The sequence below is a fragment of the Streptomyces sp. NPDC023157 genome (genome assembly GCF_055560575.1).
On sequence record NZ_JBVHIL010000006.1, the window covers coordinates 578,631 to 603,919 of the forward strand.

Here is a 25,289-nt window from a genome sequence, read left to right on the forward strand (position 1 = left end):
GGCCCGGGGAGCGATGCTCCCCGGGCCCTCACCCGTGATCCGGGCCGTCAGCCCAGGCGCTTGACCGCGGCCTCGACCCGCTCGTCGGTCGCCGTGAACGCGACCCGCACGAAACGCTCGCCCGCCTCGCCGTAGAAGTCGCCGGGCGCCACCAGGACGCCCTTCTCCGCGAGGTAGGCCACCGTGTCCCAGCAGGGCTCGTCGCGGGTCGCCCACAGGTAGAGGCTGGCCTCGCTGTGCTCGATGCGGAAGCCGTGCGCCTCCAGGGCCGCGCGCAGGGCGGCGCGCCGGGCCGCGTACCGCTCGCGCTGCTCGGCCACGTGCGCGTCGTCGCCGAGCGCGGCGACCGTGGCCGCCTGGACCGGGGCGGCGGTCATCATGCCGCCGTGCTTGCGGATCTGGAGCAGCTCGCCCAGGACGGCCGCGTCGCCCGCGATGAACGCGGCCCGGTAGCCGGCCAGGTTGGAGCGCTTGGAGAGCGAGTGGACGGCGACGACGCCCTCGTACGAGCCGCCGCAGACGTCCGGGTGCAGCACCGAGACCGGGTCGGCCTCCCAGCCCAGTTCCAGGTAGCACTCGTCGGAGAAGACGAGGACGCCGTGCTCGCGCGCCCAGGCGACGATCCGGGTCAGCTCGTCCTTGCCGAGGACCCTGCCGGTCGGGTTGGACGGCGAGTTGAGCCACAGCAGCTTCAGGCCGGCCGGGTCGAGCTCGGTCGGGTCGTCGTAGACGACGGCCTCCGCGCCGCACAGCCGGGCGCCCACCTCGTACGTCGGGTAGGCGAGCCGCGGGTAGGCGACCCGGTCGCCGGCGCCGAGGCCGAGCTGGGTCGGCAGCCAGGCCACCAGCTCCTTGGAGCCGACCACCGGCAGCACGTTCTCGTGGGCGAGGCCGGTGGCGCCGAGGCGCCGCTCGCACCAGCCGGTGAGCGCGTCCCGCAGGTCCTTCGTGCCCCACACCGTGGGATAGCCCGGCGAGTCCGCCGCCGCGACCAGGGCGTCCTGGATCAGTGCGGGGACCGGGTCGACCGGGGTGCCCACGGACAGGTCCACGATCCCGTCCGGGTGGGCCGTCGCCGTCTTCTTGTACGGCTCCAGCTTGTCCCAGGGGAAGACGGGCAGGCGCGAAGAGACTGCGCTCACGGGTTGGCTCACTTCCTCGTTCGTACGCGGGAGATGCGTCGGCGTCTGCGGCGGCAAACGCGTCGGTCCCGTACGGCGGACGACGCCGTACGGGACCGAGGGCGGATGATCAGCCGTTCTGCGGCGGCAGGGCGGCGATGAAGGGGTGGTCCCGCTCGATCAGGCCCAGCTTGGAAGCACCACCGGGCGAACCGAGCTCGTCGAAGAACTCGACGTTCGCCTTGTAGTAGTCCTTCCACTCGTCCGGGGTGTCGTCCTCGTAGAAGATCGCCTCGACCGGGCAGACCGGCTCACAGGCCCCGCAGTCGACGCATTCGTCCGGGTGGATGTACAAGGACCGCTGGCCCTCGTAGATGCAGTCGACGGGGCACTCCTCGATGCACGCCTTGTCCTTCACGTCGACACAAGGCTGCGCGATGACGTAGGTCACGCTGTCGTTCCTCCTCGATAGGGCTGGTCTGCGCGGGAGCGCGGCGTCGTCGATGCCCGCCCCTAGTATCTCCGTTCTCGGGGGCGATCCGAACAGGAGGGGCCAAGAAGCTGTGGAATTCGCTGGTGGAGGACGTCTCGAAGTCCGTATAAGCAGCTCTGACGTGGGAAAACGTGTCTCCGTTCGGTACGTGACGGACTCGGGTGCGCCGGGTGAGAGGTTCACGGACGCGGTCGGTGTTCTCACATCGTGGGAAGACGGTGTGCTGCTGATCACACGCAGGACCGGTGAGGCCGTCCGGATCGCGGAATCCGCCCTCGTCGCGGGCAAGCCCGTCCCCGCCGCCCCGGCCCGCCGCCGCGGCCCCGCCGCGACCTTCCCCGAGCTCGCCCGCGCCACCGCCCGCGCCTGGCAGCCGCTGGAGAGCGAGCCGCTCGGCGAGTGGACGCTGCGGGCGGCCGGCGGATTCACCCGCCGGGCCAACTCGGCGCTGCCGCTGGGCGACCCGGGGCTGCCGCTGGACGCCGCCCTCGACCGCGTACGGGAGTGGTACGCGGCCCGGGAGCTGCCCGCCTACGTGCAGGCCGCCACCGGCGCCGCGGGCACCCAGGAGCTGCTCTGCGCCGAACTGGAGCGGCGGGACTGGCGGCGGGAGGTCTCCGCCGAGGTGCGGATCGCGGCGCTCGCCCCGATCGGCGACACCGACGCCGGCGTCGACGCCGTCCGGCTCGACCGCTCCTTCGGCGCGGACTGGCTGCGCCGCTACCAGCGCTTCGGCGAGCCCGGCCCGCAGGTCCTGAAGGTGCTCGGCAGCGGCCCGAGTGTGTGGTTCGCCTCCGTACCGGGCACGGGAGACATACCGGCGGCGATCGGACGCTGTGTGGTGGACGGGCGCTGGGCCGGGTTCATGGCGGTGGAGGTCGACCCCGCCCAGCGGCGCCGCGGCCTGGCCACGTCCGTCATGACGGCGCTCGCCCGCCGGGCGCTCGACGAGGGCGCGTCGGCCGCCTGGCTCCAGGTGGAGGCGGACAACGACGCCGCCGGGGCGCTGTACGAGGGGATGGGCTTCGCGGTCCACCACCACTACCACCACTACCGATGGACGGGCGCATGACCGACTGGCGGCGGGAGTTCGCGGAGGAGGCCCGGGCGGAACAGCCCGACCTCGCCCGCCTCTGCCTGCTGGTCGGCGCGGTGGCCGACGCGTCGGTGACCCAGGCCGACCTGGACGCGGCGGAGATCGAGCTGGACCGGCTCGCCGGGCTCGTGCCGTACGGGACGCGCGGCGCCGACGCGTGGGTCGCGGCGCTCTCGGAGCTGCTCGGCCGCCGCGAGGGCTTCCAGGGCGTGCCCGCCGACTACCAGCGGCTGGAGTCCTCCCTGCTCCACGAGGTGCTGCGGCGCCGCCGGGGGCTGCCGATCCTGCTGTCGGTGGTGTGGATGGAGGTCGCCCGCCGGGCCGGGGCGCACGTCTACGGCCTCGGCCTGCCCGGCCACTTCGTCGTCGGCTTCGGCGACCCGGGCGAGCTCCGCCTGGCCGACCCGTTCGCCGGCGGGCGGGCGATGACCGGCGCCGACGCGGAACTCCTCGTCGCGGGCGCCACCGGCGAGGCGCTCGACCCCTCGATGCTGCGGCCCGCCTCGCCCACGTCGATCGTGCTGCGGGTCCTGAACAACATCCGCGCCTGGGCCGGCGCCCGCCCCGAGTGCTCGGACGTCGCCCTGTGGGCGGTCGACCTGTCCCTGATGCTGCCCTCGCACCCGGCCAGGCTGCGCTACGACCGCGCGGAGCTGCTCGTCCAGCGCGGCGACTTCCTCACCGGGGCGGTCGAGATGGAGGCGTACGCGACGGTCATGGACGCGGTGGAGCCGAGCGCCGCCGAGGCGATCCGGCAGCGGGCGAAGGCGGCCCGCGCGCTGCTCAACTGAGGCCCGCGGCCGGGCGCCCGGTCACCCTCCCGCCGGACGACAGGACGCCCCCGGGGCGTGTGGCGCCGCGGGGGCGGGGCGATCCGCGCCAGGGTGGGGCCAGGACGTCGCAGAGGGACGTCACGAACGGAAGGCGCGCGATGGAAACCCCCCACGGTCCCGGCAGCTTCGTCGCCCACACGGGCACCGACGTGTACGGCCCCGGCAAGGTCATCGGCGTGGACGGACGGCACCGGCGGGTCCGGTTCGTGCGGTACGTGGCGACGGTGCGGGCCGAGGACCTGCGGGCGGCGTCCGCGGGCGAGACCCGGGAGATCCAGGCCTGGCTGCGGGCCAGGAAGGCGCGGTACGGGGGCGAGTGGTAGGTCCTCGTCCCCGTACCGCGGTCTCCGTGTGCGGGGGTCAGCCCTCGCCGTTCAGGTCGATCGTCTTGGTGCGCTCGGCCAGGCCCTTGCCGCGCAGGGCGTCGCGCATCACGAAGGCGACGTCGTCGGCGGAGACCTCGTGCTTGCTGCCGTCGCCCTTGGTGATCATGACCCCGGCGAAGACGCCGTCGAGGAGCTCGGTGATCGCTTCCTTGTTGTAGACCTCGACCAGCTTCCCGTCGACGGCCCGCATGGAAAGGATCTTCGGGAGCGACCGGGCCGGGCCGAAGTCGATCTTCTTCGTGCCGGCCTTGATCCGGATCAGGCCGGACATCGCCGGCTCGGCGAAGTCCTTCATCGCCCGGTCCAGCTCGGCCTTGGTGACGGTGGGCTGCCGGGTGACGACGGGCAGCGCGACGGACTTCGCCGTGCCCGTCTCGACCTGGGCGCGGTAGGCGTCCTTGACGGCGATCATCGAGCGCTGGACGTCCAGGCTCTTGCCCGGCTTGCCCTCGACGGCGGTGACCTTGCCGGGGGTGAAGAGGATCGTGCCCTCGGTGGCCGAGCCGGAGCTGCCGGCCAGGTCGGTGAGGGCGACGCCCAGCTTCTCCTCGTCGACCGGGAAGACCGGCTGGGCGACCCGCTGACCGCCGAAGAGCGAGCCGATGACCGACACCGGGTTGTAGTCGCTGCCGGCGGCGGCGCGCACGGTCTCCTGCGCGTCCAGGGCGAGGCCCGCCTTGTCGGGGGCCAGCTCGGTCTTCTTGCCGCCGACGTCGAGCTGGAGCGGGGCGTGGGCGCGCTTGCCCAGGGCCGTCTCCAGCTTGGTGACCGCCTCCTCCTTGGTGCCGCCGCCGATGTCCACGCCGAGCACGGTGGTGCCCTTGGGGACGTCGGAGTGGTTGAGGAGGAGTCCGGCGCCGTAGGCGACACCGGCGAGGACGACCACGCCGACACCGGCGAGGACCAGCTTGGAGCGGCCCTTCTTGGCGGGCGCCGGGGCGGGCTTGCGGGCCGGGGCGGGCGCGGGCTCGTCGTAGGCGTCCGGCTCGTCGTAGGAGTCGTAGCCGCCGTCGAAGGGCGCGGCCTGCCGCTCGGGGATCCGCGGGGCCGTGTCCGGGCCCGGCGTCGCGGTCGGCGGGACGGCCTGGATGCCGCTGGTGAGCGTGGCGCCCGAGACGTGGGCGCCGTCGTGCGGCGCGGGGCTCTGCGGCGTCAGGATCGCGGTGTCGTCCGACATGCGCAGCGCGTCTGTCATGCCCGGCATGCCGGGCACGCCGGGCATCCCGTGCGCCGGGGCGCCGCCCTGCCGGTGGCCGGGGCCGACGACCGGGCTGCGGCCGGTGACGGGGCCGGTGGTCGGGCCGGAGGGCGGGGTGACGACGGGCGTGCCGGCGGCGGGCGTGTGGCCCGGGCCGCTGTCGTAGAGCGGGTTCCCGGCGCCGGGGTCGAACACCGGCGTGCCGCCCGCGGGCGTGTGGCCGGGGCCGCCGGTCAGCGGCGTGACGATCGGCATGCTCTGGGTGGTGCTCGCGGCCGACGGGACGCCGTCGGAGGCGGAGCCGCCGGCGAAGCCGGGCGCGGCGGCGGCCGGCGCGGGCGCCGGGGTGACCGGGCCCGGCCCGGGGGGCAGGGCGGCGGCGGGCTTCGGCGCCGGGGCGGCGGCGGCCGGCTTGCGCGGGGCGAACCAGTCGCTGGTCGGCTTCTCCTCCGCCCGGGGCGGTTCGGCCGGGGTGACCGGCTCGGGCTCGGGCACCGGCTCCGGGCGCGGCGGCTCGGGCTCGGCCACCGGGGCCGGGGCCTGCGCCTGTGCCTTGGCCTGCGCCTGGGCCTGCGCCTGGACGTCGGGGGCCGCGTCGGCGACCGGCTTGCGGACGACCACGGGCGGGATCGGACGCGAACCCGGGATGTTGATCCGGATACGGGTCGTCAGCGTGGTCTCGGTCTTGGGCTCCTCAGGCGGCGCGGAGGCCGCGGGGGTCTCCTCCCTCGCCTCCTGGCCCGGGCGGATCCCGTACGGAGGGGTGCCCGAGGGGTACGCGGCCCCGCCGCGCGCCTGGGCGCCGGAGGACGAACTGTCAGTCTCTCGACCAGTTTCACGACTCAAAGCAGGATCTCCCGGTTGGCTCCGCCGCCCGCTCTTGCTGACGCTCTGGGTGATCGGGGCGGTCGACGGCGCGCACCACCATACTGGCCGCCGCCGTTCTGTACCCGACCCGGCGTGGATCGGCCATGGGCAATCCGGCCGAAGTCAGGCCGGACCGGGGGTTGTCCGGCCCGGCCGTCGGGTCACGCCCTGGTCAAGTGGGCCTGCTCACGGGGCAGGTCGGGACAGGCGGTTCATCGTGGCGCACATCACAGCGACGGCCATGCCGCCGAGCAGGAAGACCATCTCCCCGAGTCCGCCGCCGAACAGGCCGTCGCCCTCGGGGCGCCCGAAGCTGAGCACCACGATGGCGATCAGCCAGCCGCCGCCGGAGGCCGCGACGCCCAGCTGGGTGCCGGTGGCGATCCGGCCGCCGTAGAACACGGCGGCGGAGGCGAGCAGGGCGAGCAGCAACCCGGCCGGGAACCAGGCGGCTTGGACCAGGGAGCCGGCCGCCCCGACGAGGGCGCCGAGGACGACGAGGACCGCGTACCAGACGTAACGCCCCTTCACGAGGCGACTCCGGCGAACAGATCGGTCTCGCGTTCGCCCACGGGCGCGCCGGACACGCCGTGGACCAGCTCGTAGTACTCGGTGGTGAAGATCGGCTGGCCCAGGTTGTTCGAGAGGGCGAAGAAGGGCCCGTCGACGGCGATCTGGGTGACGTGGGCGCGCATGGCGGCGGTCTTGCGGGCCGCGTGGGCGCTGCCGCCGTCGATCTCGGCGGTGATCCGGTCGGTGTCGACGACGCCGGGCAGGTCGCCGATCCGCGCGTCGGCCGGGAAGACCGAGCCCTCGGCGCGCAGCCGTGCGAAGCCGGCCTCGACGACCGGGCGCGGGAGCCGGTTCCAGTAGATCTTGGCGATGGCGTGGGCGGGGCCGAGCTCGGGCCGGTAGGCGGGGTCGGCGGCCAGTTCGGCGGCGCGGGTGGCGACCCGGTGGGCCTGGATGTGGTCGGGGTGGCCGTAGCCGCCGTCGGGGTCGTAGGTGACGAGGACCTGCGGGCGGGTCTCGCGGATCACCTCGACGAGGTACGGCGCGGCGGTGTCGACGTCGGTGTTCCAGAAGGCGTTCGGGCGCCGGTTCTGCTCGGCGCCCATCATTCCGGAGTCGCGGAAGCGCCCCGGGCCGCCGAGGAAGCGGTGGTCGGTGACGCCCAGCTCCTTCATGGCGGCGTCGAGCTCACCGACCCGGCGCTCGCCGAGCCGGTCCTCCCGGTCGGGCGCGAGATGGGCGAGTTCGGGCGGGATGACCTCGCCCTCCTCGCCCAGGGTGCAGGTCACCAGGGTGACCTGGGCGCCCTCGGCCGCGTACCTGGCCATGGTGGCGCCGTTGTTGATCGACTCGTCGTCCGGGTGGGCATGCACCAGGAGCAGACGACGGGCAGGGAGAACCGTCATGGCCCCACCCTACGAGGCGGGACCACCGGCGGAGCGGCAGGTCAGAACTTCAGTCCGCCGATCATGCTCGCCACGTTCGTGGTGAGCGTGCTGATGGACGGGGCGATGGACGAGCTCGCGAGGTAGAAACCGAGGAGCGCGCAGATCGCCGCGTGTCCGGCCTTGAGCCCGGATTTCCGGATGAGCAGGAAGACGACGATCGCCAGCAGCACAACCACCGAAATCGAGAGTGCCACGGCGGTTCACCTCCATACTTCTTCGGGTCGGACCTTCAGTTGGCATGTGCCAGGAGATGCATACCCACCTAGCGCTACGGATCATAACTATCCGTGCCATCGCATCGATCGGTGTACGGGGGCATGAGGGGGCGCACGGACGCTAGTTTCGGTCACATGACTACGTCACGAGACTCCCTGTCCTTCCCCCGCCGGTACGCGCGGACGCAGCGGTTCACGCTCGGCGCCCCGCGCGCGTTCAGCGTGTCCCCGGACGGCGAGCGGGTGGTGTTCGTGCGGTCCGCCTCGGGGACGGACCGCTCCCACGGGCTGTGGGTGCTGGACCTCGGAGGGACCGGGGGGAGCGGGGGGCCCGGCGGCCCCGTCGAGCGCCTGGCGGCCGATCCGGGGGCGCTGCTCGCGGGCGCGGAGGAGGAGTTGTCCGCGGAGGAGCGGGCACGCCGGGAACGCAGCAGGGAGGGCTCGGGCGGCATCGTGGGCTATGCCGTGGACGGGGCCGTGGAGTTGGCGGCGTTCGCGCTGTCCGGGCGCCTGTTCACGGCGGAGCTGCGGGCCGGCACCGCGCGCGAACTGCCGGTGCCGGGGCCGGTGGTCGACCCGCGGCCCTCGCCGGACGGGCGGTACGTCGCGTACGCGGCGGGCGGGGCGCTGCGGGTGACGGGCACCGACCCGGGCTCGGCGGCGGGCGCGGACCGGGCGCTGGCCGAGCCGGAGGCGGAGGGGGTCACGTACGGCCTGGCGGAGTTCGCGGCCTCGGAGGAGATGAGCCGCAGCCGGGGCTTCTGGTGGGCGCCGTCCTCGGACCGGCTGCTGGTGGCGCGGGTGGACGAACGGCCGGTGCGGCGCTGGTGGATCGCCGATCCGGCGCACCCGGAGCGGGCGCCGCACGCGGTGGCCTACCCGGCGGCGGGCACGCCCAACGCGGAGGTCGGCCTGTTCCTGGTGGACCTCGCCGGGGCCCGTACGGAGGTGGCGTGGGACCGGGCGGCGTTCCCGTATCTGGCCCGGGTGCGCTGGTCGGGCGACGGGGCGCCGCTGCTGCTCGTCCAGGCCCGGGACCAGCGGACGCAGGCGTATCTGGAGGTCGACCCGGTGTCGGGGGCGACGCGGGAGGTGCGCCGGGACGAGGATCCGGTCTGGCTGGAGCTGTTCGCGGGGGTGCCGGCCCGGACGGCGGACGGGCGGCTGGTGCGGATCGCCGACGAGGGCGGCGCGCGGGTGCTCGCGGTCGGGGAGCGGGCGCTGACGGACGGGACGCTGCATGTGCGGGCGGTGCTCGACGTGGGCGCCGAAGATGTCTTGATCTCGGCGTCGGCCGGTGAGGCCGCGGAGGCTCCTGAGATCGGTGAGATCCATGTGTACCGGGTGGGGACCGGGGGTACGGGGGGCGTCGAGCGGGTCTCGGAGGGGGCCGGGGTGCACGGAGCGGTGCGTTCCGGTGCGGTGACGGTGCTGTCCTCGGCGCGGCCGGACGTCCCGGGGAGCGTGGTGCGGGTGCTGCGGGACGGGAAGACGGTCGCCGAGGTCGCCTCGTACGCGCAGACGCCGCCGCTCGCCGCCGGGGTGCGGCTCGTCGAAGGGGGCGCACGGCGGATCCCGTGCGCCGTGCTGCTGCCTTCGGGCTGGTCGGAGGGCGACGGGCCGCTGCCGGTCCTCCTGGACCCGTACGGCGGGCCGCACGGGCAGCGGGTGGTCGCCGCGCACAACCCGTATCTGACCTCGCGGTGGTTCGCCGAGCAGGGCTTCGCGGTGATCGTCGCCGACGGGCGCGGCATGCCGGGGCGCTCCCCGGCCTGGGAGAAGTCGGTCAGCCGGGACTTCGCCGGCACCCTCGACGACCAGATCGAGGCGCTCCACGGGCTCGCCGGCCGCTTCCCGCTCGACCTCGGGCGGGTGGCCATCCGCGGCTGGTCGTACGGCGGTTACCTGGCCGCGCTGGCGGCGCTGCGCCGGCCGGACGTCTTCCACGCGGCGGTGGTGGGCGCCCCGGTCACGGACTGGCGCCTCTACGACACCCACTACACCGAGCGCTATCTGGGCCACCCGGACGAGGAGCCGGGCGTCTACGCGGCGAACTCGCTGGTGACGGACGAGGGGCTGAGCGGGGCGGTGGAGCCGGCCCGGCCGATGATGATCGTCCACGGGCTCGCCGACGACAACGTGGTGATGGCGCACACCCTGCGGCTCTCCTCCGCGCTCCTCGCGGCCGGCCGCCCGCACGAGGTGCTGCCGCTGTCGGGCGTCACGCACATGACGCCGCAGGAGCAGGTGGCGGAGAACCTGCTGCTGCTCCAGGTGGACTTCCTCAAGCGGGCGCTGGGCCTGGACTGATCACCAGCCGGGCGGCCGGTGCGCGGGCGGCGCCGGGGGCAGGGCGGCGGCGGGCCGGTACGGGGAGCGGCGCCGCTCCCCCGGCCGCGCGAGCAGCACCATGACGGCGGTCCCGGCGAGCACGGCGAAGACGGAGGTGAGGACGGAGAGCAGGGCGTCGGTCTCCAGGTGCGGGAAGTCGCCGAACCAGCCGGCGCGCAGCGCGGTGGCCACGCCCCCGGTCCCCCAGCCGGTGAGCAGCAGCCCGGCGAGCAGCCCGACCGGGCGGGTGTGCCGGGCCCGGGTGAGGGCGCTGCCCGCGGCGGCGGCGAGCAGCAGGGTGAGCACGACGGCGAGCCAGCCGGGCGGGACGGCGAGCGCGGGCAGCAGCAGGGAGCGCCCGCCGGTGAACCGGTCGACGGTGAACTCGACCGGCAGCGCGCTCGCCCAGTGCACCTCCCAGGCCGCCCAGACCAGCGCGGCGAGCCCGCAGAGCGTCCCGGCGGCGACGGCGGGTCCGGTGCGCGGGCGGTCCGGGCCGCCGGGCTCCCCCTCGTGGACCTCGCGGCGGCCCGCGGCGGCGGTGACGACGAGCCCGGCGGCGAGGGCGAGCGTGAGCAGGCTGGTGACCAGGGCGTCGACGCCGGCGGCCCACAGGCCGGGCAGCCGCAGCGCGAGGGTGGTGAGCCCGGTGGCGGCGAGCGCGGGCCCGGCGAGCGAGGAGCGCAGGGCGGCGAGCGCGGTGGCGACGTAGGCGACGAGCAGCACCGGGTCGACGAGCGAGGTGGCGGCCCTGCGGCGGAGCAGGAAGGCCCGGTCCCCCGCCCAGTACCAGAGGAGTTCGGCGGGCGCCCGGAAGGCCGCCAGGTCGCGCAGCAGCCAGACGGCGATGACGAGGGCGAGCGCGCCGCACAGGGCGGCGCCGGTGAGACGTGCCGTTCGTGTGACAGTCACGGGGCCGATACTCACGGTCGCCATCGGCTGAAACAAGCGGTTCCGCGGATGCGGAGGGATGGTGCGTCAAGTCGGTTCGCGGAGCGACCGGTCGGGACGACATGGCGCGCCCCGACCGGTCTCACGGCACCCGCACGGCCGTACGCTGTCGAGCGTCCCGCGTCCGTATATCGGATCCAATTCCACGAAGTTGCCCGGACGTTAAGCCTCCGGAGGCGTCCCCGGGGCGTCCGGCGTCCCGGGAGCGTGCGGGGCCGGCGGCGTCCCCTGGGCGTCCGGGCCGGGCGGGGTGCCCGGGCCGGGCGGCGTCTGCGGGGCGCCCGGGCCCGCCGTGCCGTTCTCCGGGGGCACGACCTGCTTCTCCTCCGCGAAGTGGCAGGCCGAGTCGTGCTTGGCCGGGCTGTCGGTCAGCCGGAAGACCGCCGGGACGGCGAGCAGCGGGACCTCCAGGGTGCAGCGCTCCTGGGCCTTCCAGCAGCGGGTGCGGAAGCGGCAGCCGGAGGGGATGTTGGCCGGGGAGGGCACGTCGCCGGCGAGGATGATCCGCTCGCGGTGCACGCGCGCCTCGGGGTCGGGCACCGGCACGGCGGAGAGCAGCGCCTGGGTGTACGGGTGGGTGGGGTGGTCGTAGATCTCCGCGTCGGAACCGATCTCCACGATCCGGCCGAGGTACATGACGCCGACCCGGTCGGAGATGTGCCGGACGATCGACAGGTCGTGCGCGATGAAGACGTACGACAGGCTGAACTCGTTCTGGAGCCGCTCCAGGAGGTTGATCACCTGGGCCTGGACGGAGACGTCCAGGGCCGAGACGGGCTCGTCGGCCACGATGACCTCGGGCTGGAGGGCGAGGCCGCGGGCGATGCCGATGCGCTGGCGCTGGCCGCCGGAGAACTGGTGCGGATAGCGGTTGATGTACTCCGGGTTGAGGCCGACGACGTCGAGCAGGTCCTGGACCTTGCGGCGCCGGTCGCCCTTCGGCGCGACCTCGGGATGGATCTCGTACGGCTCCCCGATGATGTCGCCGACCGTCATGCGCGGGTTGAGCGAGGTGTACGGGTCCTGGAACACCATCTGGATGTTGCGGCGCACGGCCTTGAGGGCGCGTGGGGACATCCCGGTGATGTCCTCGCCCTTGTACGAGATGGTGCCTGCGGTCGGCCGCTCCAGGTTGACCAGCATCTTCGCCACGGTCGACTTGCCGCAGCCGGACTCGCCGACGATGCCGAGGGTCTCGCCCGCGGCGAGGTCGAAGTCGACGCCGTCCACCGCCTTGACCGCGCCGACCTGCTTCTTGAAGAGGACGCCCTGGGTCAGCGGATAGTGCTTGACCAGGTCGCGGACCTGGAGAATCGCCTCAGCCATGGAGGCACTCCTTCCAGAAGTGGCAGGCGCTCGACCGCGGTACGGGCGATTCGGTGACGTCGTACAGCGGCGGCACGTCGGTGCGGCACACGTCCTGGGCGAGCGGGCAGCGCGGGTTGAAGGCGCAGCCGGAGGGGATGGCGAGCAGGTTGGGCGGCAGGCCCTTGATCGCGTAGAGCTCCTGGCCCTTCTGGTCGAGCCGCGGGATGGAGTCGAGCAGGCCGCGCGTGTACGGGTGGGCGGGGGCCTTGTAGATCTCGTGGACCGGGGCCTGTTCGACGATCCGGCCCGCGTACATGACGGCGATCTTGTCGGCGACGTCGGCGACCACGCCGAGGTCGTGGGTGATGAGGATGAGCCCCATGTTGAGCTCGCGCTGGAGCTCGGCGAGCAGGTCCATGACCTGGGCCTGGACGGTGACGTCGAGGGCGGTGGTCGGCTCGTCGGCGATGATCAGCTCGGGTTCGAGGGCGAGCGCCATCGCGATCATGATGCGCTGCCGCATGCCGCCGGAGAACTGGTGCGGGTACTGCCCGACGCGTTCCTTGGCGGCGGGGATGCGGACCCGGTCCATCAGCTCGACGGCCTTGGCCCGGGAGTCCTTCTTCGACATCCCGCGGTGCACCTGGAACATCTCGCCGAGCTGTTCGCCCACGCTGACCACCGGGTTGAGGGAGGACAGCGCGTCCTGGAAGACCATCGCCATCTTGGCGCCGCGGATCTTCCTGCGCTCCTCCTCCTTCAGCTTGAGCAGGTCCTTCCCCTGGAAGAGGATCTCGCCGCCGCTGATCTTCCCGGGGGGCATGTCGAGGATGCCCATGACGGCCTGGGCGGTGACGGACTTGCCGGAGCCGGACTCGCCGAGCACGGCGAGGGTCTCCCCCGCGTCGACCGAGTAGTTGACGCCGTTGACCGCCTTGGCCACCCCGTCGCGGGTGTGGAACTCCACGTGCAGGTCACGCACTTCGAGCAGCATGGTCCCCTACCTCAGCTTGGGGTCGAGGGCGTCGCGCACCGCGTCGCCGAGCATGATGAAGGCGAGCACCGTGACGGCGAGCGCGCCGGCCGGCCAGAGCAGCATGTGCGGGGCGTTGCGGATGTACTGCGAGGCCGAGGAGATGTCGATGCCCCAGGACACCGTCGGCGGCTTCAGTCCGACGCCGAGGTACGACAGGGTCGCCTCCAGGGAGATGTACGTGCCGAGCGCGATGGTCGCGACGACGATCACGGGGGCGATGGCGTTGGGCGCGATGTGGCGCAGCAGCATCCGGGAGTTGGAGGCGCCGAGGGCGCGTGCGGCCTGGACGTAGTCGTTCTGTTTGGCGGTGATGACGGAGCCGCGGGCGATGCGGGAGAGCTGGGGCCAGCCCAGCAGCACCATGAAGCCGATGACGGGCCAGACGGTGGCGCTGGTCACCACGGACAGCAGCACCAGGCCGCCGAGGACGACGGGGATGGCGAAGAACACGTCGGTGATGCGGGACAGCACGCCGTCCCAGCCGCCGCCGAAGAAGCCGGCCAGGCCGCCGAGGACGCTGCCGAGGATCGCGACGCCCAGGGTGGCGAGCACGCCGACGGTGACCGAGGTGCGGGCGCCGTAGACGGTCCGGGTGTAGACGTCGCAGCCCTGGCCGTTGAAGCCGAAGGGGTGGCCGGGCTGGGAGCCCTCCTGCGCCTTGGACAGGTCGCAGTCGAGGGGGTCGCCGGAGGCGATCAGCTGGGGCCAGATGGAGATGATCACCAGGAAGAGGATGATCAGCCCGGAGACGATGAAGACGGGGTTGCGACGCAGGTCGTGCCAGGCGTCGGACCACAGGGAGCGCGGCTTGTTGTCGGGGCCGCTGCCTTCGGGGCCTCCGAGCGGCTTCTCCAGGGTCTCGGCCTCGGCGGTGGCGAGGTCGGACGCGCCCCCGGCACCGGTGGAGGCGACGGCCCGCCCCTCGGCGCCGTACGACTCAAGCGGCTCAAACGGTTCAAGCGGCTCAGGCATAGCGAATCCTCGGGTCAAGGACGGCGTACAGGAGGTCGACCAGCAGGTTGGCCAGGAGGAACACCAGGACGAGGACGGTCACGAAGCCGACGACGGTCTGGGTGTTCTGGCGGACGATGCCCTGGTAGAGCTGGTAGCCGACGCCGTGGATGTTGAAGATCCGTTCGGTGACGATGGCGCCGCCCATCAGCGCGCCGATGTCGGCGCCGATGAAGGTCACCACGGGGATCAGGCTGTTGCGCAGCAGGTGGCGGGTGATGACCCGGCGGCGCGGGAGGCCCTTGGCGACGGCGGTGCGGACGTAGTCGGCGCGCTTGTTCTCGGCGATCGAGGTCCGGGTGAGCCGGGTGACGTACGCGAGCGAGACGGAGGCCAGGACAAGGCCGGGGACGATCAGCTCGTTGAAGGGCGCCTCGGGTGACACCGCCGGTTTGATCCAGCCCCATTTCACGCCGAACAGCAGCTGGACCAGCAGACCGGTGACGAAGGTGGGGACGGAGAGCACGACCAGGGTCAGCAGCAGCACGGTGGTGTCGACGGGACGGCCGCGCTTGAGGCCGGTGAGGACGCCCAGGCTGATGCCGATGACGATCTCGAAGAAGATCGCGACGATGGTGAGCCGGATGGTGACCGGGAAGGCGCTGGCCATCAGCTCGGTGACGGGCTGTCCGTTGAAGGCGGTGCCGAAGTCACCGGTGAAGACGTTGCCCATGTAGATCAGGTATTGCTGCCAGACCGGCTTGTCGAGGCCGAACTCCTTCTGCAGCTGGGCGGCGGTCGCCGGGTCGCATGCCCGGTCGCCGCAGAGTCCGGCGATGGGGTCGCCCATCACGTTCACCATCAGGAAGATCAACAGCGTGGCGCCGAAGAAGACCGGGATCATCTGCAGCAGCCGCCGGATCACATATCGACCCATGGAAGCCTCCGGGGAGAGGGGAGGAAGGCGGGAGGGCGGGCGGGAGGAGCACGTACGGCCCGGCGCGGAGTTCCGCGGGCCGGGCCGTACGCCGCCGACCTGCTACGACGTCACTTGACCTTGATCTGGTCGTAGACCGGGACGCTGAACGGGTTGAGCAGCACGTTCTCGACCCGGTCCGAGTAGCCGGCGCTGCCGTTCTGGTACCAGAGCGGGATGGCGCCCATGTCGTTCTTCAGCACGGTCTCGGCCTGCTGGAAGAGCCCGACGGCCTTGGCGGTGTCGGTCTCGGCGTTGGCCTGGTCGACCAGCTTGTCGAACTCGGGGTTGGTGTACTTGCCGTCGTTGGACGAGGCGCCGGTGTAGTACAGCGGCTGGAGGAAGTTCTGGATGAGCGGGTAGTCCATCTGCCAGCCTGCCCGGAAGGGCCCGGTCATCTTCGACTGGGTGACCTGGTTGCGGTAGTCGGCGAAGGTACCGATCGGGTTGCCCACGCAGGCCTTGTTGTTGCCGAGGGCGCGGTTGATGGAGTTGCAGACGGCGTCCACCCACTCCTTGTGGGAGCCGGTGTCGGCGTTGTACGAGATCTTCATCGTGCCGCCGGGGATGCCGCCGCCCTCGGCGACCAGCTTCTTCGCCTCGGTGGGGTTGTACACGCAGGACGCGGCGCAGATGTCCTTGAAGCCGCCCTCGGCGCCGAGCACCGGCGAGGTCCAGTCCTGGGCGGGCGTGCGGGTCTTCTGGAAGATCGTGTCGGTGATCTGCTTGCGGTCGATCGCCATGGACAGGCCGGTGCGCAGCTTCTCCTGGCCGGGCTTGTTCCAGGCCGGGTCGTAGAAGGGGAAGGAGAGCGTCTGGATGATGCCGGCGGGGGTGTTGATGTACCGGCCGCCGAGGTCGGCGGAGACGTTCTTCAGCTGCGAGGCGGGAATGTCGTCGACGAGGTCGAGGTTGCCGGCCGTCAGGTCGGTGTAGGCGGTGTTGTTGTCGGTGTAGACCTTGAGGGTGATGCCGCCGTTCTGGGCCTTGTCCGTGCCGGGGTAGGAGTCCCACTTCTTGAGCACCATCTGGGAGCCCTTGGCGTAGGAGTCCACGGTGTACGGGCCGTTGCCGACCGGCTTGGAGAGCCAGCCGGCGTGGTCGTCGTAGAAGGCCTGCGGCAACGGGGCGAAGGCCGCGTAGCCGAGGGTGTCGGGGAAGGTCGAGAACTTCTGCGACAGCTTCACGGTGAAGGTCGTGTCGTTGACGACCTTCAGGCCGGACATGGTGGCGGCGGTCGGCGCGCCCTTGTCGGGGTGGACCTGGCTGTAGCCCTCGATGTAGCCGAAGAAGTAGGCGTTCTTCTGGTTGTTCTTCAGGTGGGCGCCGTAGTTCCAGGCGTCGACGAAGGACTTGGCGGTGACCTTCTCGCCGTTGGAGAAGGTCCAGCCGTCCTTGAGCGTGATGGTGAAGTTGATCGAGTCGGTGGTGTCGATCTTCTCGGCCAGCATGTTGTTGGCAGCGCCGGTCTTCGGGTCGTACTGCTTCAGCCCCCGGAAGATCATGGAGAGGACCTTGCCGCCCTGCACCTCGTTGGTGTTCGCCGGCTCCAGTGGGTTCTGCGGGTCGCCCCAGGAGGAGCTCACGGTGCCGTCGGCCCCTCCGCCGCCGCTGTCGCCGCCCCCGCCGCAGGCGGTCGCCGCGAGGGCGACGGCGGTGGCCAGAGCGGCCCACTTGGCGTGCGTGGCTCCGCGCATGGAGTGCCTCCCGAATGTCCTCAGTATGACTTAGGCCCCAATATCACCCGATATTGACGGGAGTGCACTTTTACGGCGTCCGGATGAACGGCCCGCCCCGCGGCACGCCGGACGCGGGCAACGCGAAGGCCCCCGACACCCTTGCGGGGTGCCGGGGGCCTCGTACGCCCGGTGGGTCAGACGGGGAGAACCGTCTTCTCCTCGGCGAAGTGGCACGCGGACTCGTGCGCGGCCGGGGTGTCCAGGCCGCGGAAGCGCTCCGGAACGGCGAGCACCGGGACCTCGGTGCTGCACTTCTCCTCGGCCTTCCAGCAACGGGTGCGGAAGCGGCAGCCCGACGGCGGGTTGGCCGGCGAGGGCACGTCACCGGTGAGGATGATCCGCTCGCGGTGCGCGCGGGCCTCCGGGTCCGGAACCGGCACCGCGGAGAGCAGCGCCTGCGTGTACGGGTGGGTCGGGTGCTCGTAGATCTCGGTGTCCGTGCCGATCTCGGCCATCTTGCCGAGGTACATCACGCCGACGCGGTCGGAGATGTGCCGGACGATCGACAGGTCGTGCGCGATGAAGATGTAGGACAGGTTGAACTCGTCCTGGAGCTTCTCCATCAGGTTGATGACCTGCGCCTGGACGGAGACGTCCAGGGCCGAGACCGGCTCGTCGCAGATGATGATCTCCGGGTTGAGCGCGAGGCCTCGGGCGATGCCGATGCGCTGGCGCTGACCGCCCGAGAACTGGTGCGGGTACCGGTTGATGTACTCCGGGTTCAGACCGACGACGTCGAGCAGCTCCTGCACCTTGCGGCGCCGGTCGCCCTTCGGGGCCACCTCGGGGTGGATGTCGAAGGGCTCGCCGATGATGTCGCCGACCGTCATGCGCGGGTTCAGCGAGGTGTACGGGTCCTGGAACACCATCTGGATGTTGCGGCGGACGGCCTTGAGGGCGCGCCCGGACAGCCGGGTGATGTCCTGGCCCTTGTAGAAGACCTCGCCGGCGGTGGCCCGCTCCAGGTTCATCAGCAGCTTGGCGACCGTGGACTTGCCACAGCCGGACTCGCCGACGATGCCCAGCGTCTCGCCCTGGTAGAGGTCGAAGGAGACCCCGTCCACGGCCTTGACCGCACCGACCTGCTTCTTGAAGAGGATGCCCTGCGTCAGCGGGAAGTGCTTCTTCAGGTCGCGCACCTGGAGGATCGGCTCACCGCGCTTGACGGGGACGTCGAGCGCGGCGGCCACGGCCTCCTCGTTCTTGCTGAGTTCAGCCATGGATCGTCTCCTTCCAGAAGTGGCAGGCGCTCTTGCGGCCCGGCAGATCGGCGCCGTCCTGCTCGGTGACCGGCGCCAGGGCCGGGATCTCCGTACGGCAGATGTCCTCGGCCTTCGGGCAGCGCGGGTTGAAGGCGCAGCCGGTGGGCACGTGGAGCAGGTTGGGCGGCAGGCCCTTGATCGCGTAGAGCTCCTGGCCCTTCTGGTCCAGGCGCGGGATCGAGTCCAGCAGACCGCGGGTGTACGGGTGGGCCGGGCGCTTGTACAGCTCGTGCACCGGCGCCTGCTCGACGATCCGGCCGGCGTACATGACCGCGATCTTGTCCGCGACGTCGGCGACCACGCCGAGGTCGTGGGTGATCAGGATCAGACCCATGTTGTACTCGCGCTGGAGCTCCGCGAGGAGGTCCATGACCTGGGCCTGGACGGTCACGTCGAGCGCCGTGGTGGGCTCGTCCGCGATGATCAGGTCCGGCTCCAGGGCGAGCGCCATGGCGATCATGATGCGCTGGCGCATACCGCCGGAGAACTGGTGGGGGTAGTCGGAGACCCGCGCCTTGGCGGCGGGGATCTTGACCTTGTCCATCAGCTCGATGGCCTTGGCCTTGGCGTCCCTCTTGGACAGGCCGTGGTGCACCCGGAACATCTCGCCGAGCTGGTAGCCGACGGAGAGGACCGGGTTGAGGGAGGACAGCGCGTCCTGGAAGATCATCGCGATCTTCCGGCCACGGACCTTGCGGCGCTCCTCGTTGGACATCTTGAGCATGTCCTGGCCGCGGAAGAGGATCTCGCCGCGCGGGATCTTGCCGGGGGGCATGTCGAGGATGCCCATGATGGCCTGGGCGGTGACGGACTTGCCGGAGCCGGACTCGCCGAGCACGGCCAGCGTCTCACCGGCGTCGACCGAGTAGTTGACGCCGTTGACCGCCTTGGCCACACCATCACGGGTGTGGAACTCGACGTGCAGGTCACGGACTTCGAGCAGCGGACCGGTCTGGCCGCTGTCACGCGGCGCGGGGACCGTCGCGGTGTTGTCGATGATGGTCACGTACGCCCTCCTCAGCGCATCTTCGGGTCGAGGGCGTTGCGGACCGCTTCGCCGAGCATGATGAATGCCAGCACGGTGATGCTCAGCATGATCGAGGGCCACAGCAGGATGTGCGGGGACACTCGGATCTGGTCGACGGCGGTGGAGATGTCGACGCCCCAGGAGACGGTCGGGGAGGCGAGACCCAGGCCCAGGTAGGACAGGGTCGCCTCGGCCGAGATGTAGCCGCCGAGCGAGATGGTGGCGACGACGATCAGCGGGGCCATGGCGTTCGGCAGGATGTGCCGGAACAGGATCCGCGTGGTGCCGGCGCCCAGCGCCGTGGCGGCGTGGACGTAGTCGGCCTGCTTGACCGTGATCACGGCGCCGCGCATGACGCGGGCCATCTGGGTCCAGCCGAGGAAGGCCAGCGCTCCGACGACGACCCAGACGGTGCGCTCGGTGAAGGACTGGAGCACGACCATGGCGCCGAGCAGGAACGGGATACCGAAGAAGATGTCGGTGATCCGGGAGAGGAGCGCGTCGATCACGCCGCCGAAGTAGCCGGCGAGCATGCCCACGAGGCCACCGAAGATGGTGACGATCAGGGTGACGCAGACGCCCACGATGATCGAGGCACGGGTGCCGTGGATCAGACGGGCGTACACGGAGCGGCCCTGGCCGTCGTAACCGAGCCACTCGGCCGAACCTATGTGGCTCAGCTCGGGCTTGCCCAGGAAGTGCTTCACCAGGTCACCGTCGGTCGGCGAGGCGCTGGTGAACAGCCCCGGGGCGACGGCGATCAGCAGCAGGAAGACGATCATCACCGCCGAGATGATGAAGTACGGGTTGCGGCGCAGGTCCGACCACGCGTCGCCCCAGAGGCTGCGGGTCTTCTCCGGCTTCGCGGCCGGCACGGGCGCGTCGACCGAGGGGGTGGCGACGGCGTTCTCGACCGCGGCCGCGGTCTTGGTCACGTCAGGCATACCGGATCCTCGGGTCCAGGACCGCGTACAGCAGGTCGATGAGAAGGCTGGTGAGGAGGTAGACGATCACCAGGATCGTGACGAGGCCGACCAGCGTGCCGCCCTCGCGACGGGAGATCGACTCGGCGATCAGACCACCGACGCCCTTGATGTTGAAGATCTTCTCGGTGACGACCGCACCGCCCATGAGGGCGCCGATGTCGGTGCCGAGGAAGGTGATGACCGGGATCATCGAGTTGCGCATCAGGTGGACACCGATGATGCGGCGCTTGGGAAGACCCTTGGCGATGGCCGTGCGCATGTAGTCGGCGCGCAGGTTCTCCGCCATGGTCGTCCGGGTCAGTCGCGCCACATAGGCGAGCGAGAGTCCACCGAGCACGATCGCCGGGGCGATCAGTTCGTCCCAGTTCACCTCGGTCGACACGTTCGGCGCGATCCAGCCCAGGTTGAACGCGAACTGCATCTTGATGAGGAAGCCGAGCACGAAGACCGGGATCGAGATGATCAGCAGCGTGAAGATCAGGATGGCGTTGTCGGCCAGGCGGCCGGCGCGCAGACCGGCGATGATGCCGAGGCCGATGCCGAAGATCAGCTCGAACACGAAGGCCAGGAAGGCCAGCTGGAGCGTGACGGGGAACGCCTCACCCAGCACCTCGGTGACCGGTCGACCGTTGCGGATCTGGGTGCCGAAGTCCAGATGCAGAATCATGTCCCGCATATAGACGAAGTACTGCTCCGGCAGTGACTTGTCGAGACCCAGTTCATGGCGCTTCGCGGCCAGGGTCGCAGGATCTGCCCCCTTGTCACCGAACATCGCCAGCACGGGGTCACCGGGCAGGCTGTGCACCATGAGGAAGATCAGCAGGGTTGTCCCGAGGAAAACCGGGATCATCTGGAGCAGTCGTCGTGCGACATAGCGCCCCATCATGCCTCCGTTGAGATGTGACGGCCGCAGCCGACGGGCCCTCCCCGACAGCCTGCCCCGATTCGGGCACGCTGATGTCGTGGAAGGGCCCCCCAGCCACTGCGTAAGGCACCGAGGCGGGGCTGACGATTCGTCAGCCCCGCGCTGCGGCGAGCGGACTACGCTTGGGTGATTACTTCTTGACCTCGACGCCGGTCAGGATCGGGTCGCCGTCCTGGCCGTACGCCACGCCGGAAACGTTCTCCGAGTAGCCCGCGTTGACCTTGTAGTACCAGAGCGGGATCGACGGCATGTAGTTGACCAGGTCCTTCTCGATGGCCTGGTACGCCTTGACCGACTCGTCGAGCGTCTTGGTCGAGTCGGCGGCCGCGATCTTGGCGTCCAGCTCCTTGTTGGAGAAGTCGCCCTGGTTGCCGCCCGCACCCGTACGGAACAGGTCCGAGATGAAGTTGGCGTTCACCGGGTAGTCGAGCACCCAGCCGGAGCGGTACAGGGACTTGACCTGCTTCGTCTTACGAGCGGTCAGGTCGGACTGGAAGTCCGGCTTGCCGTCGCCGACGCACTGGACGCCGGTGGACTGGGTGATGCTGTTGCAGACAGCCTCCACCCACTCCTTGTGACCACCATCGGCGTTGTACTGGATGGAGATCTTGTTGTTCGGGACGCCGCCGCCGGCCTTGATGAGCTCCTTGGCCTTGGTCGGGTCGAACTTGGTGATCTCGACCGCGTTCGGCTGGTAGCCGAGCACGCCCTTGGCGACCCAGCCGGTCGCGGGCTCACGCGTACCGTTCAGCACCGTCTTGGTGATGGTGGCGCGGTCGATCGCCATCGACAGGCCCTGGATGACCTTCGGGTCGACCTGCTTCGGCTTCTTCCACTGGTCGGCGTAGAAGGCGACGGCGATCGTCTGGATCGCGGAGTACGCCTGGTCGACCGCGCGGTCGCCGAGGTCCTGACGGTAGACCGGCAGGTCCTTCGGGGCGAGCTGACGCAGAACGTCGACGTTGCCCGACTTCAGGTCCTCGTACGCGGCCTCGAGGGTGGTGTAGTTCTTGAAGACCACACCGCCGTTCTTCGCCTTGTTCGGGCCCTTGTAGCCGTCGAAGCGGGTGATCTCGATCTGCTTCTTGTGGTCCCACGACTTGAACTTGTAGGGACCGTTGCCGACCGGCTTCTCGCCGCCGGCCTTGGGGTCCTTGTAGAAGGACTCCGGCAGCGGGGCGAAGACGATGTAGGCCAGCTTGTGCGCGAAGTACGGAACCGACTTCTTGAGCTCGATCGTGAAGCTCGTGTCGTCGACGATCTTCAGGCCGTCCAGCTTGTCGGACGTGGGCTTGGCGCCCTCGCCCTCCGGGTGGACCTTCTCGTAGCCCTTGACGTCCTCGAACCAGGACGAGAGGCCCTGGGCGTTCTTGACGTTGGCGTTCCAGTTCCACGCGTCCACGAAGGACTTCGAGGTCACCGGGGTGCCGTCGTGGAAGGTCCAGCCCGGCTTGAGCTTGACGGTCCAGGTCTTCGAGTCCGTCGTGGTGACCGACTCGGCGTTGATCATCTCCAGCGAGCCGTCGGGCTTGTAGTCGACCAGGGTCGAGAACAGGCCGGCCATGACCGCGGAGCCGTTGGACTCCATCGTGTCACCGGTGAGCAGGGGCTTCTCAGGCTCACCCAGCTCGACGGAGAAGATGCCGTTCGGGTCGACAGCCTTGGCGTCACTGCTGCCGCCATCGCTCTTACCCCCGCCACAGGCGGTCGCTGCCAGGGCGACGACGATCGCGCCCGCTACCCACTTGGCGCTCTTGGCACCGCGCATGGGTTCCTCCTCATGAGTCCACTTGTCACTACAAGAGGGGCACTTCGAGTTCTGCCGACACCCCTGACGGCGTTGGACTCAAGTGCCCCGAGTGTGCTCGTGAGTCGGCACTCCCCACAGTGCGTGACCCATTGACCCGAGCTCAATGGAGCCAACTATTAAGTACGTCCGGGCCGTAAACCACACTTAAGTGGTCTCGTTTTGACAACATCGCCAAGCCACCGAAGACCGAAATCCGGACAAAGCGAGCACAGACAGACACCGACGAAACGGACCGTTAACACACGTTCCGGAGAGCGACGACCGATATCCGGACAGTGGGGTTCCGTAATGAACTTGACTGAACGTTGAAGAAGGGCCCGGCCCCCCGCCTGTTCAGGCGGGGGGCCGGGCCCTTCGTTCAGGAGTCGCGTCAGCCGTTCTTGGCGCGCGAGGAGGCGCGACCGCGGGCGTTCTGGTCCAGGATGACCTTGCGGATGCGCACGGCCTCCGGGGTCACCTCGACGCACTCGTCGTCGCGGCAGAACTCCAGGGACTGCTCCAGGGACAGCTTGCGCGGCGGGACGATCGCCTCGAAGGAGTCGGCGGAGGCGGAGCGCATGTTGGTGAGCTTCTTCTCCTTGGTGATGTTCACGTCCATGTCGTCGGAGCGCGAGTTCTCGCCGACGATCATGCCCTCGTACACCTCGGTGCCGGGGTCGGTGAACAGCACGCCGCGCTCCTGCAGGTTCGTCATCGCGAAGGCGGTGACGGCACCCGCGCGGTCGGCGACCAGCGAGCCGTTGTTACGGGTCGTCAGCGTGCCGAACCACGGCTCGTGGCCCTCGTGGATCGAGTGGGCGATGCCCGTGCCGCGGGTGTTGGTGAGGAACTCCGTACGGAAGCCGATGAGGCCACGGGACGGAACGACGAACTCCATGCGGACCCAGCCGGAGCCGTGGTTCGACATGTTGTCCATGCGGCCCTTGCGGACGCCCATGAGCTGCGTGACGGCGCCCATGTGCTCCTCGGGGACGTCGACCGTGAGGCGCTCGACCGGCTCGTGGACCTTGCCGTCGACCAGCTTGGTGACGACCTGGGGCTTGCCGATGGTCAGCTCGAAGCCCTCGCGGCGCATCTGCTCGACCAGGATGGCGAGCGCGAGCTCACCACGGCCCTGGACCTCCCAGGCGTCGGGACGCTCGGTGTCGAGGACGCGGAGCGAGACGTTACCGATCAGCTCGCGGTCCAGACGGTCCTTGACCTGGCGGGCGGTGACCTTGCGCTGCTTGACCGCGGACTTGGCGTCCGCGCCCTTGCCCGTGCCACCGCGGCCGACGAGCGGCGAGGTGTTGGTGCCGATGGTCATGGAGATGGCCGGCTGGTCGACCGTGATCAGCGGCAGCGCGATCGGGTTCTCCGGGTCGGCCAGGGTCTCGCCGATCATGATGTCCGGGATACCGGCGACGGCGCAGATGTCACCGGGGCCGGCGACCTCGGCCGGCTTGCGGGTGAGCGCCTCGGTCATCATCAGCTCGGTGATGCGGACGTTGGAGATCGTGCCGTCCCGCTTGATCCACGCGACCGTCTGGCCCTTGCGCAGCTCGCCCTGCTCGACGCGGAGCAGCGCGATGCGGCCGAGGAAGTTGTCGGCGTCCAGGTTGGTGACGTGGGCCTGGAGCGGGGCCTCCTCGTCGTACACCGGGGCCGGGACGTGCTCCAGGATGGCGGTGAAGAACGGCTCCAGGCTGTCGCTGTCCGCGGGGACCGTGCCGTTCTCCGGCTTGGTCAGCGAGGCGATGCCGTCACGGCCGCAGGCGTAGACGATCGGGAACTCGATCTGGTCCTCGTCCGCGTCCAGGTCGAGGAAGAGGTCGTAGGTCTCGTTGACGACCTCGTCGATCCGGGAGTCCGGGCGGTCCGTCTTGTTGATGCAGAGGATGACGGGCTTGCGCTGCTGGAGGGCCTTGCGCAGCACGAAGCGGGTCTGCGGGAGCGGACCCTCCGAGGCGTCCACGAGGAGGACGACCGCGTCCACCATCGACAGACCGCGCTCGACCTCGCCACCGAAGTCGGCGTGGCCGGGGGTGTCGATGATGTTGATCGTGATCGGGGCCCCGCCGTCCTTGGGGTGATACTTCACCGCCGTGTTCTTGGCGAGGATCGTGATGCCCTTCTCACGCTCCAGGTCGTTCGAGTCCATCATGCGGTCGTCGAGCTGCTGGTGGGCGGCGAAGGCACCGGCCTGCTTGAGCATGGCGTCGACGATGGTCGTCTTGCCATGGTCGACGTGGGCGACGATGGCGACGTTACGGATGTCGTGGCGCGTGGGCATGGGTGCTTGCGCTTCTCTCGGATCGTGGGATGCGGCGTCAATTCCT

Annotated in this window: 22 protein-coding genes; 4 read left to right on the plus strand and 18 right to left on the minus strand. The window is 70.6% G+C overall.

Features of this window, described 5'->3' with window-relative positions; all coding sequences use genetic code 11:
• Positions 1-47 precede the first annotated feature (47 nt).
• Entirely contained in the window at positions 48-1,142 is a 1,095-nt protein-coding gene (locus ACZ3ZE_RS24380) for a bifunctional succinyldiaminopimelate transaminase/glutamate-prephenate aminotransferase (protein ID WP_361625282.1), read from the minus strand.
• 109 nt (positions 1,143-1,251) lie between these two features.
• Positions 1,252-1,572: a ferredoxin gene (gene fdxA, locus ACZ3ZE_RS24385; protein ID WP_046911647.1), complete on the minus strand. Its 321-nt coding sequence runs from the start codon at positions 1,570-1,572 to the stop codon at positions 1,252-1,254.
• Positions 1,573-1,684: 112 nt separating this feature from the next.
• Here fdxA and ACZ3ZE_RS24390 point away from each other — a divergent pair, with 112 nt between their 5' ends.
• From ACZ3ZE_RS24390 to ACZ3ZE_RS24400, 3 genes are all read left to right on the plus strand, one after another.
• Positions 1,685-2,686 carry a GNAT family N-acetyltransferase gene (locus ACZ3ZE_RS24390; protein ID WP_361166595.1) on the plus strand — a complete coding sequence of 334 codons (1,002 nt, stop codon included), beginning with the start codon at positions 1,685-1,687 and terminating at the stop codon, positions 2,684-2,686.
• Positions 2,683-3,501 (plus strand): transglutaminase-like domain-containing protein, encoded by an 819-nt coding sequence (locus ACZ3ZE_RS24395; protein WP_361166592.1) that lies wholly within the window; start codon positions 2,683-2,685, stop codon positions 3,499-3,501. Before ACZ3ZE_RS24390 ends, ACZ3ZE_RS24395 begins: the two co-directional genes overlap by 4 nt.
• Positions 3,502-3,641: 140 nt before the next feature.
• On the plus strand, positions 3,642-3,866 hold the full coding sequence (locus ACZ3ZE_RS24400) for a hypothetical protein (RefSeq protein WP_361166589.1): 225 nt from the start codon (positions 3,642-3,644) through the stop codon (positions 3,864-3,866).
• Positions 3,867-3,903: 37 nt separating this feature from the next.
• Here the strand turns inward: ACZ3ZE_RS24400 and ACZ3ZE_RS24405 are convergent, their stop codons facing one another.
• The 4 genes from ACZ3ZE_RS24405 to ACZ3ZE_RS24420 all read right to left on the minus strand — a co-directional run bounded on the left by ACZ3ZE_RS24405 (position 3,904) and on the right by ACZ3ZE_RS24420 (position 7,648).
• Positions 3,904-5,973, minus strand: a complete 2,070-nt coding sequence (locus ACZ3ZE_RS24405; RefSeq protein ID WP_363291786.1) for a peptidoglycan binding domain-containing protein — start codon at positions 5,971-5,973, stop codon at positions 3,904-3,906.
• Between the two features lie 207 nt (positions 5,974-6,180).
• The gene (locus tag ACZ3ZE_RS24410; RefSeq protein WP_361166583.1) at positions 6,181-6,525 is read right to left on the minus strand and encodes a DUF6113 family protein; all 345 of its coding nucleotides are present in this window, start codon (positions 6,523-6,525) and stop codon (positions 6,181-6,183) included.
• Entirely contained in the window at positions 6,522-7,412 is an 891-nt protein-coding gene (gene mshB / locus ACZ3ZE_RS24415) for an N-acetyl-1-D-myo-inositol-2-amino-2-deoxy-alpha-D-glucopyranoside deacetylase (protein ID WP_361625273.1), read from the minus strand. Before mshB ends, ACZ3ZE_RS24410 begins: the two co-directional genes overlap by 4 nt.
• A 41-nt stretch (positions 7,413-7,453) precedes the next feature.
• Positions 7,454-7,648, minus strand: coding sequence for a hypothetical protein (locus tag ACZ3ZE_RS24420; RefSeq protein ID WP_046911704.1), 195 nt, complete (start codon positions 7,646-7,648; stop codon positions 7,454-7,456).
• Positions 7,649-7,804: 156 nt separating this feature from the next.
• Between ACZ3ZE_RS24420 and ACZ3ZE_RS24425 the strand changes: the two genes are divergently transcribed.
• Positions 7,805-9,979 carry an alpha/beta fold hydrolase gene (locus tag ACZ3ZE_RS24425; protein WP_361625270.1) on the plus strand — a complete coding sequence of 725 codons (2,175 nt, stop codon included), beginning with the start codon at positions 7,805-7,807 and terminating at the stop codon, positions 9,977-9,979.
• Here the strand turns inward: ACZ3ZE_RS24425 and ACZ3ZE_RS24430 are convergent, their stop codons facing one another.
• From ACZ3ZE_RS24430 to typA, 12 genes are all read right to left on the minus strand, one after another.
• The gene (locus tag ACZ3ZE_RS24430; protein ID WP_467260662.1) at positions 9,980-10,912 is read right to left on the minus strand and encodes a hypothetical protein; all 933 of its coding nucleotides are present in this window, start codon (positions 10,910-10,912) and stop codon (positions 9,980-9,982) included.
• A gap of 201 nt (positions 10,913-11,113) precedes the next feature.
• Complete coding sequence (locus tag ACZ3ZE_RS24435; protein WP_442305898.1) at positions 11,114-12,277, minus strand: ABC transporter ATP-binding protein; 1,164 nt, start codon at positions 12,275-12,277, stop codon at positions 11,114-11,116.
• Entirely contained in the window at positions 12,270-13,253 is a 984-nt protein-coding gene (locus ACZ3ZE_RS24440) for an ABC transporter ATP-binding protein (RefSeq protein WP_361166567.1), read from the minus strand. The genes ACZ3ZE_RS24435 and ACZ3ZE_RS24440 overlap by 8 nt, the downstream gene beginning before the upstream one ends.
• 6 nt (positions 13,254-13,259) lie before the next feature.
• Positions 13,260-14,267 carry an ABC transporter permease gene (locus ACZ3ZE_RS24445; RefSeq protein ID WP_361166564.1) on the minus strand — a complete coding sequence of 336 codons (1,008 nt, stop codon included), beginning with the start codon at positions 14,265-14,267 and terminating at the stop codon, positions 13,260-13,262.
• Positions 14,260-15,183, minus strand: coding sequence for an ABC transporter permease (locus tag ACZ3ZE_RS24450; protein ID WP_361166561.1), 924 nt, complete (start codon positions 15,181-15,183; stop codon positions 14,260-14,262). Before ACZ3ZE_RS24450 ends, ACZ3ZE_RS24445 begins: the two co-directional genes overlap by 8 nt.
• 110 nt (positions 15,184-15,293) lie before the next feature.
• Positions 15,294-16,919, minus strand: a complete 1,626-nt coding sequence (locus ACZ3ZE_RS24455; protein ID WP_363291790.1) for a peptide ABC transporter substrate-binding protein — start codon at positions 16,917-16,919, stop codon at positions 15,294-15,296.
• A gap of 176 nt (positions 16,920-17,095) precedes the next feature.
• Positions 17,096-18,181, minus strand: a complete 1,086-nt coding sequence (locus tag ACZ3ZE_RS24460) for an ABC transporter ATP-binding protein (protein WP_361166555.1) — start codon at positions 18,179-18,181, stop codon at positions 17,096-17,098.
• Positions 18,174-19,229, minus strand: a complete 1,056-nt coding sequence (locus ACZ3ZE_RS24465) for an ABC transporter ATP-binding protein (RefSeq protein ID WP_361166552.1) — start codon at positions 19,227-19,229, stop codon at positions 18,174-18,176. The genes ACZ3ZE_RS24460 and ACZ3ZE_RS24465 overlap by 8 nt, the downstream gene beginning before the upstream one ends.
• An 11-nt stretch (positions 19,230-19,240) precedes the next feature.
• Positions 19,241-20,194, minus strand: a complete 954-nt coding sequence (locus tag ACZ3ZE_RS24470) for an ABC transporter permease (RefSeq protein WP_361166549.1) — start codon at positions 20,192-20,194, stop codon at positions 19,241-19,243.
• The gene (locus tag ACZ3ZE_RS24475) at positions 20,187-21,119 is read right to left on the minus strand and encodes an ABC transporter permease (RefSeq protein WP_361167686.1); all 933 of its coding nucleotides are present in this window, start codon (positions 21,117-21,119) and stop codon (positions 20,187-20,189) included. Before ACZ3ZE_RS24475 ends, ACZ3ZE_RS24470 begins: the two co-directional genes overlap by 8 nt.
• A 172-nt stretch (positions 21,120-21,291) precedes the next feature.
• Positions 21,292-22,929 carry a peptide ABC transporter substrate-binding protein gene (locus tag ACZ3ZE_RS24480; protein WP_361166546.1) on the minus strand — a complete coding sequence of 546 codons (1,638 nt, stop codon included), beginning with the start codon at positions 22,927-22,929 and terminating at the stop codon, positions 21,292-21,294.
• Positions 22,930-23,341: 412 nt separating this feature from the next.
• Positions 23,342-25,243, minus strand: coding sequence for a translational GTPase TypA (typA, locus tag ACZ3ZE_RS24485; protein WP_361166543.1), 1,902 nt, complete (start codon positions 25,241-25,243; stop codon positions 23,342-23,344).
• Positions 25,244-25,289: the final 46 nt, after the last annotated feature.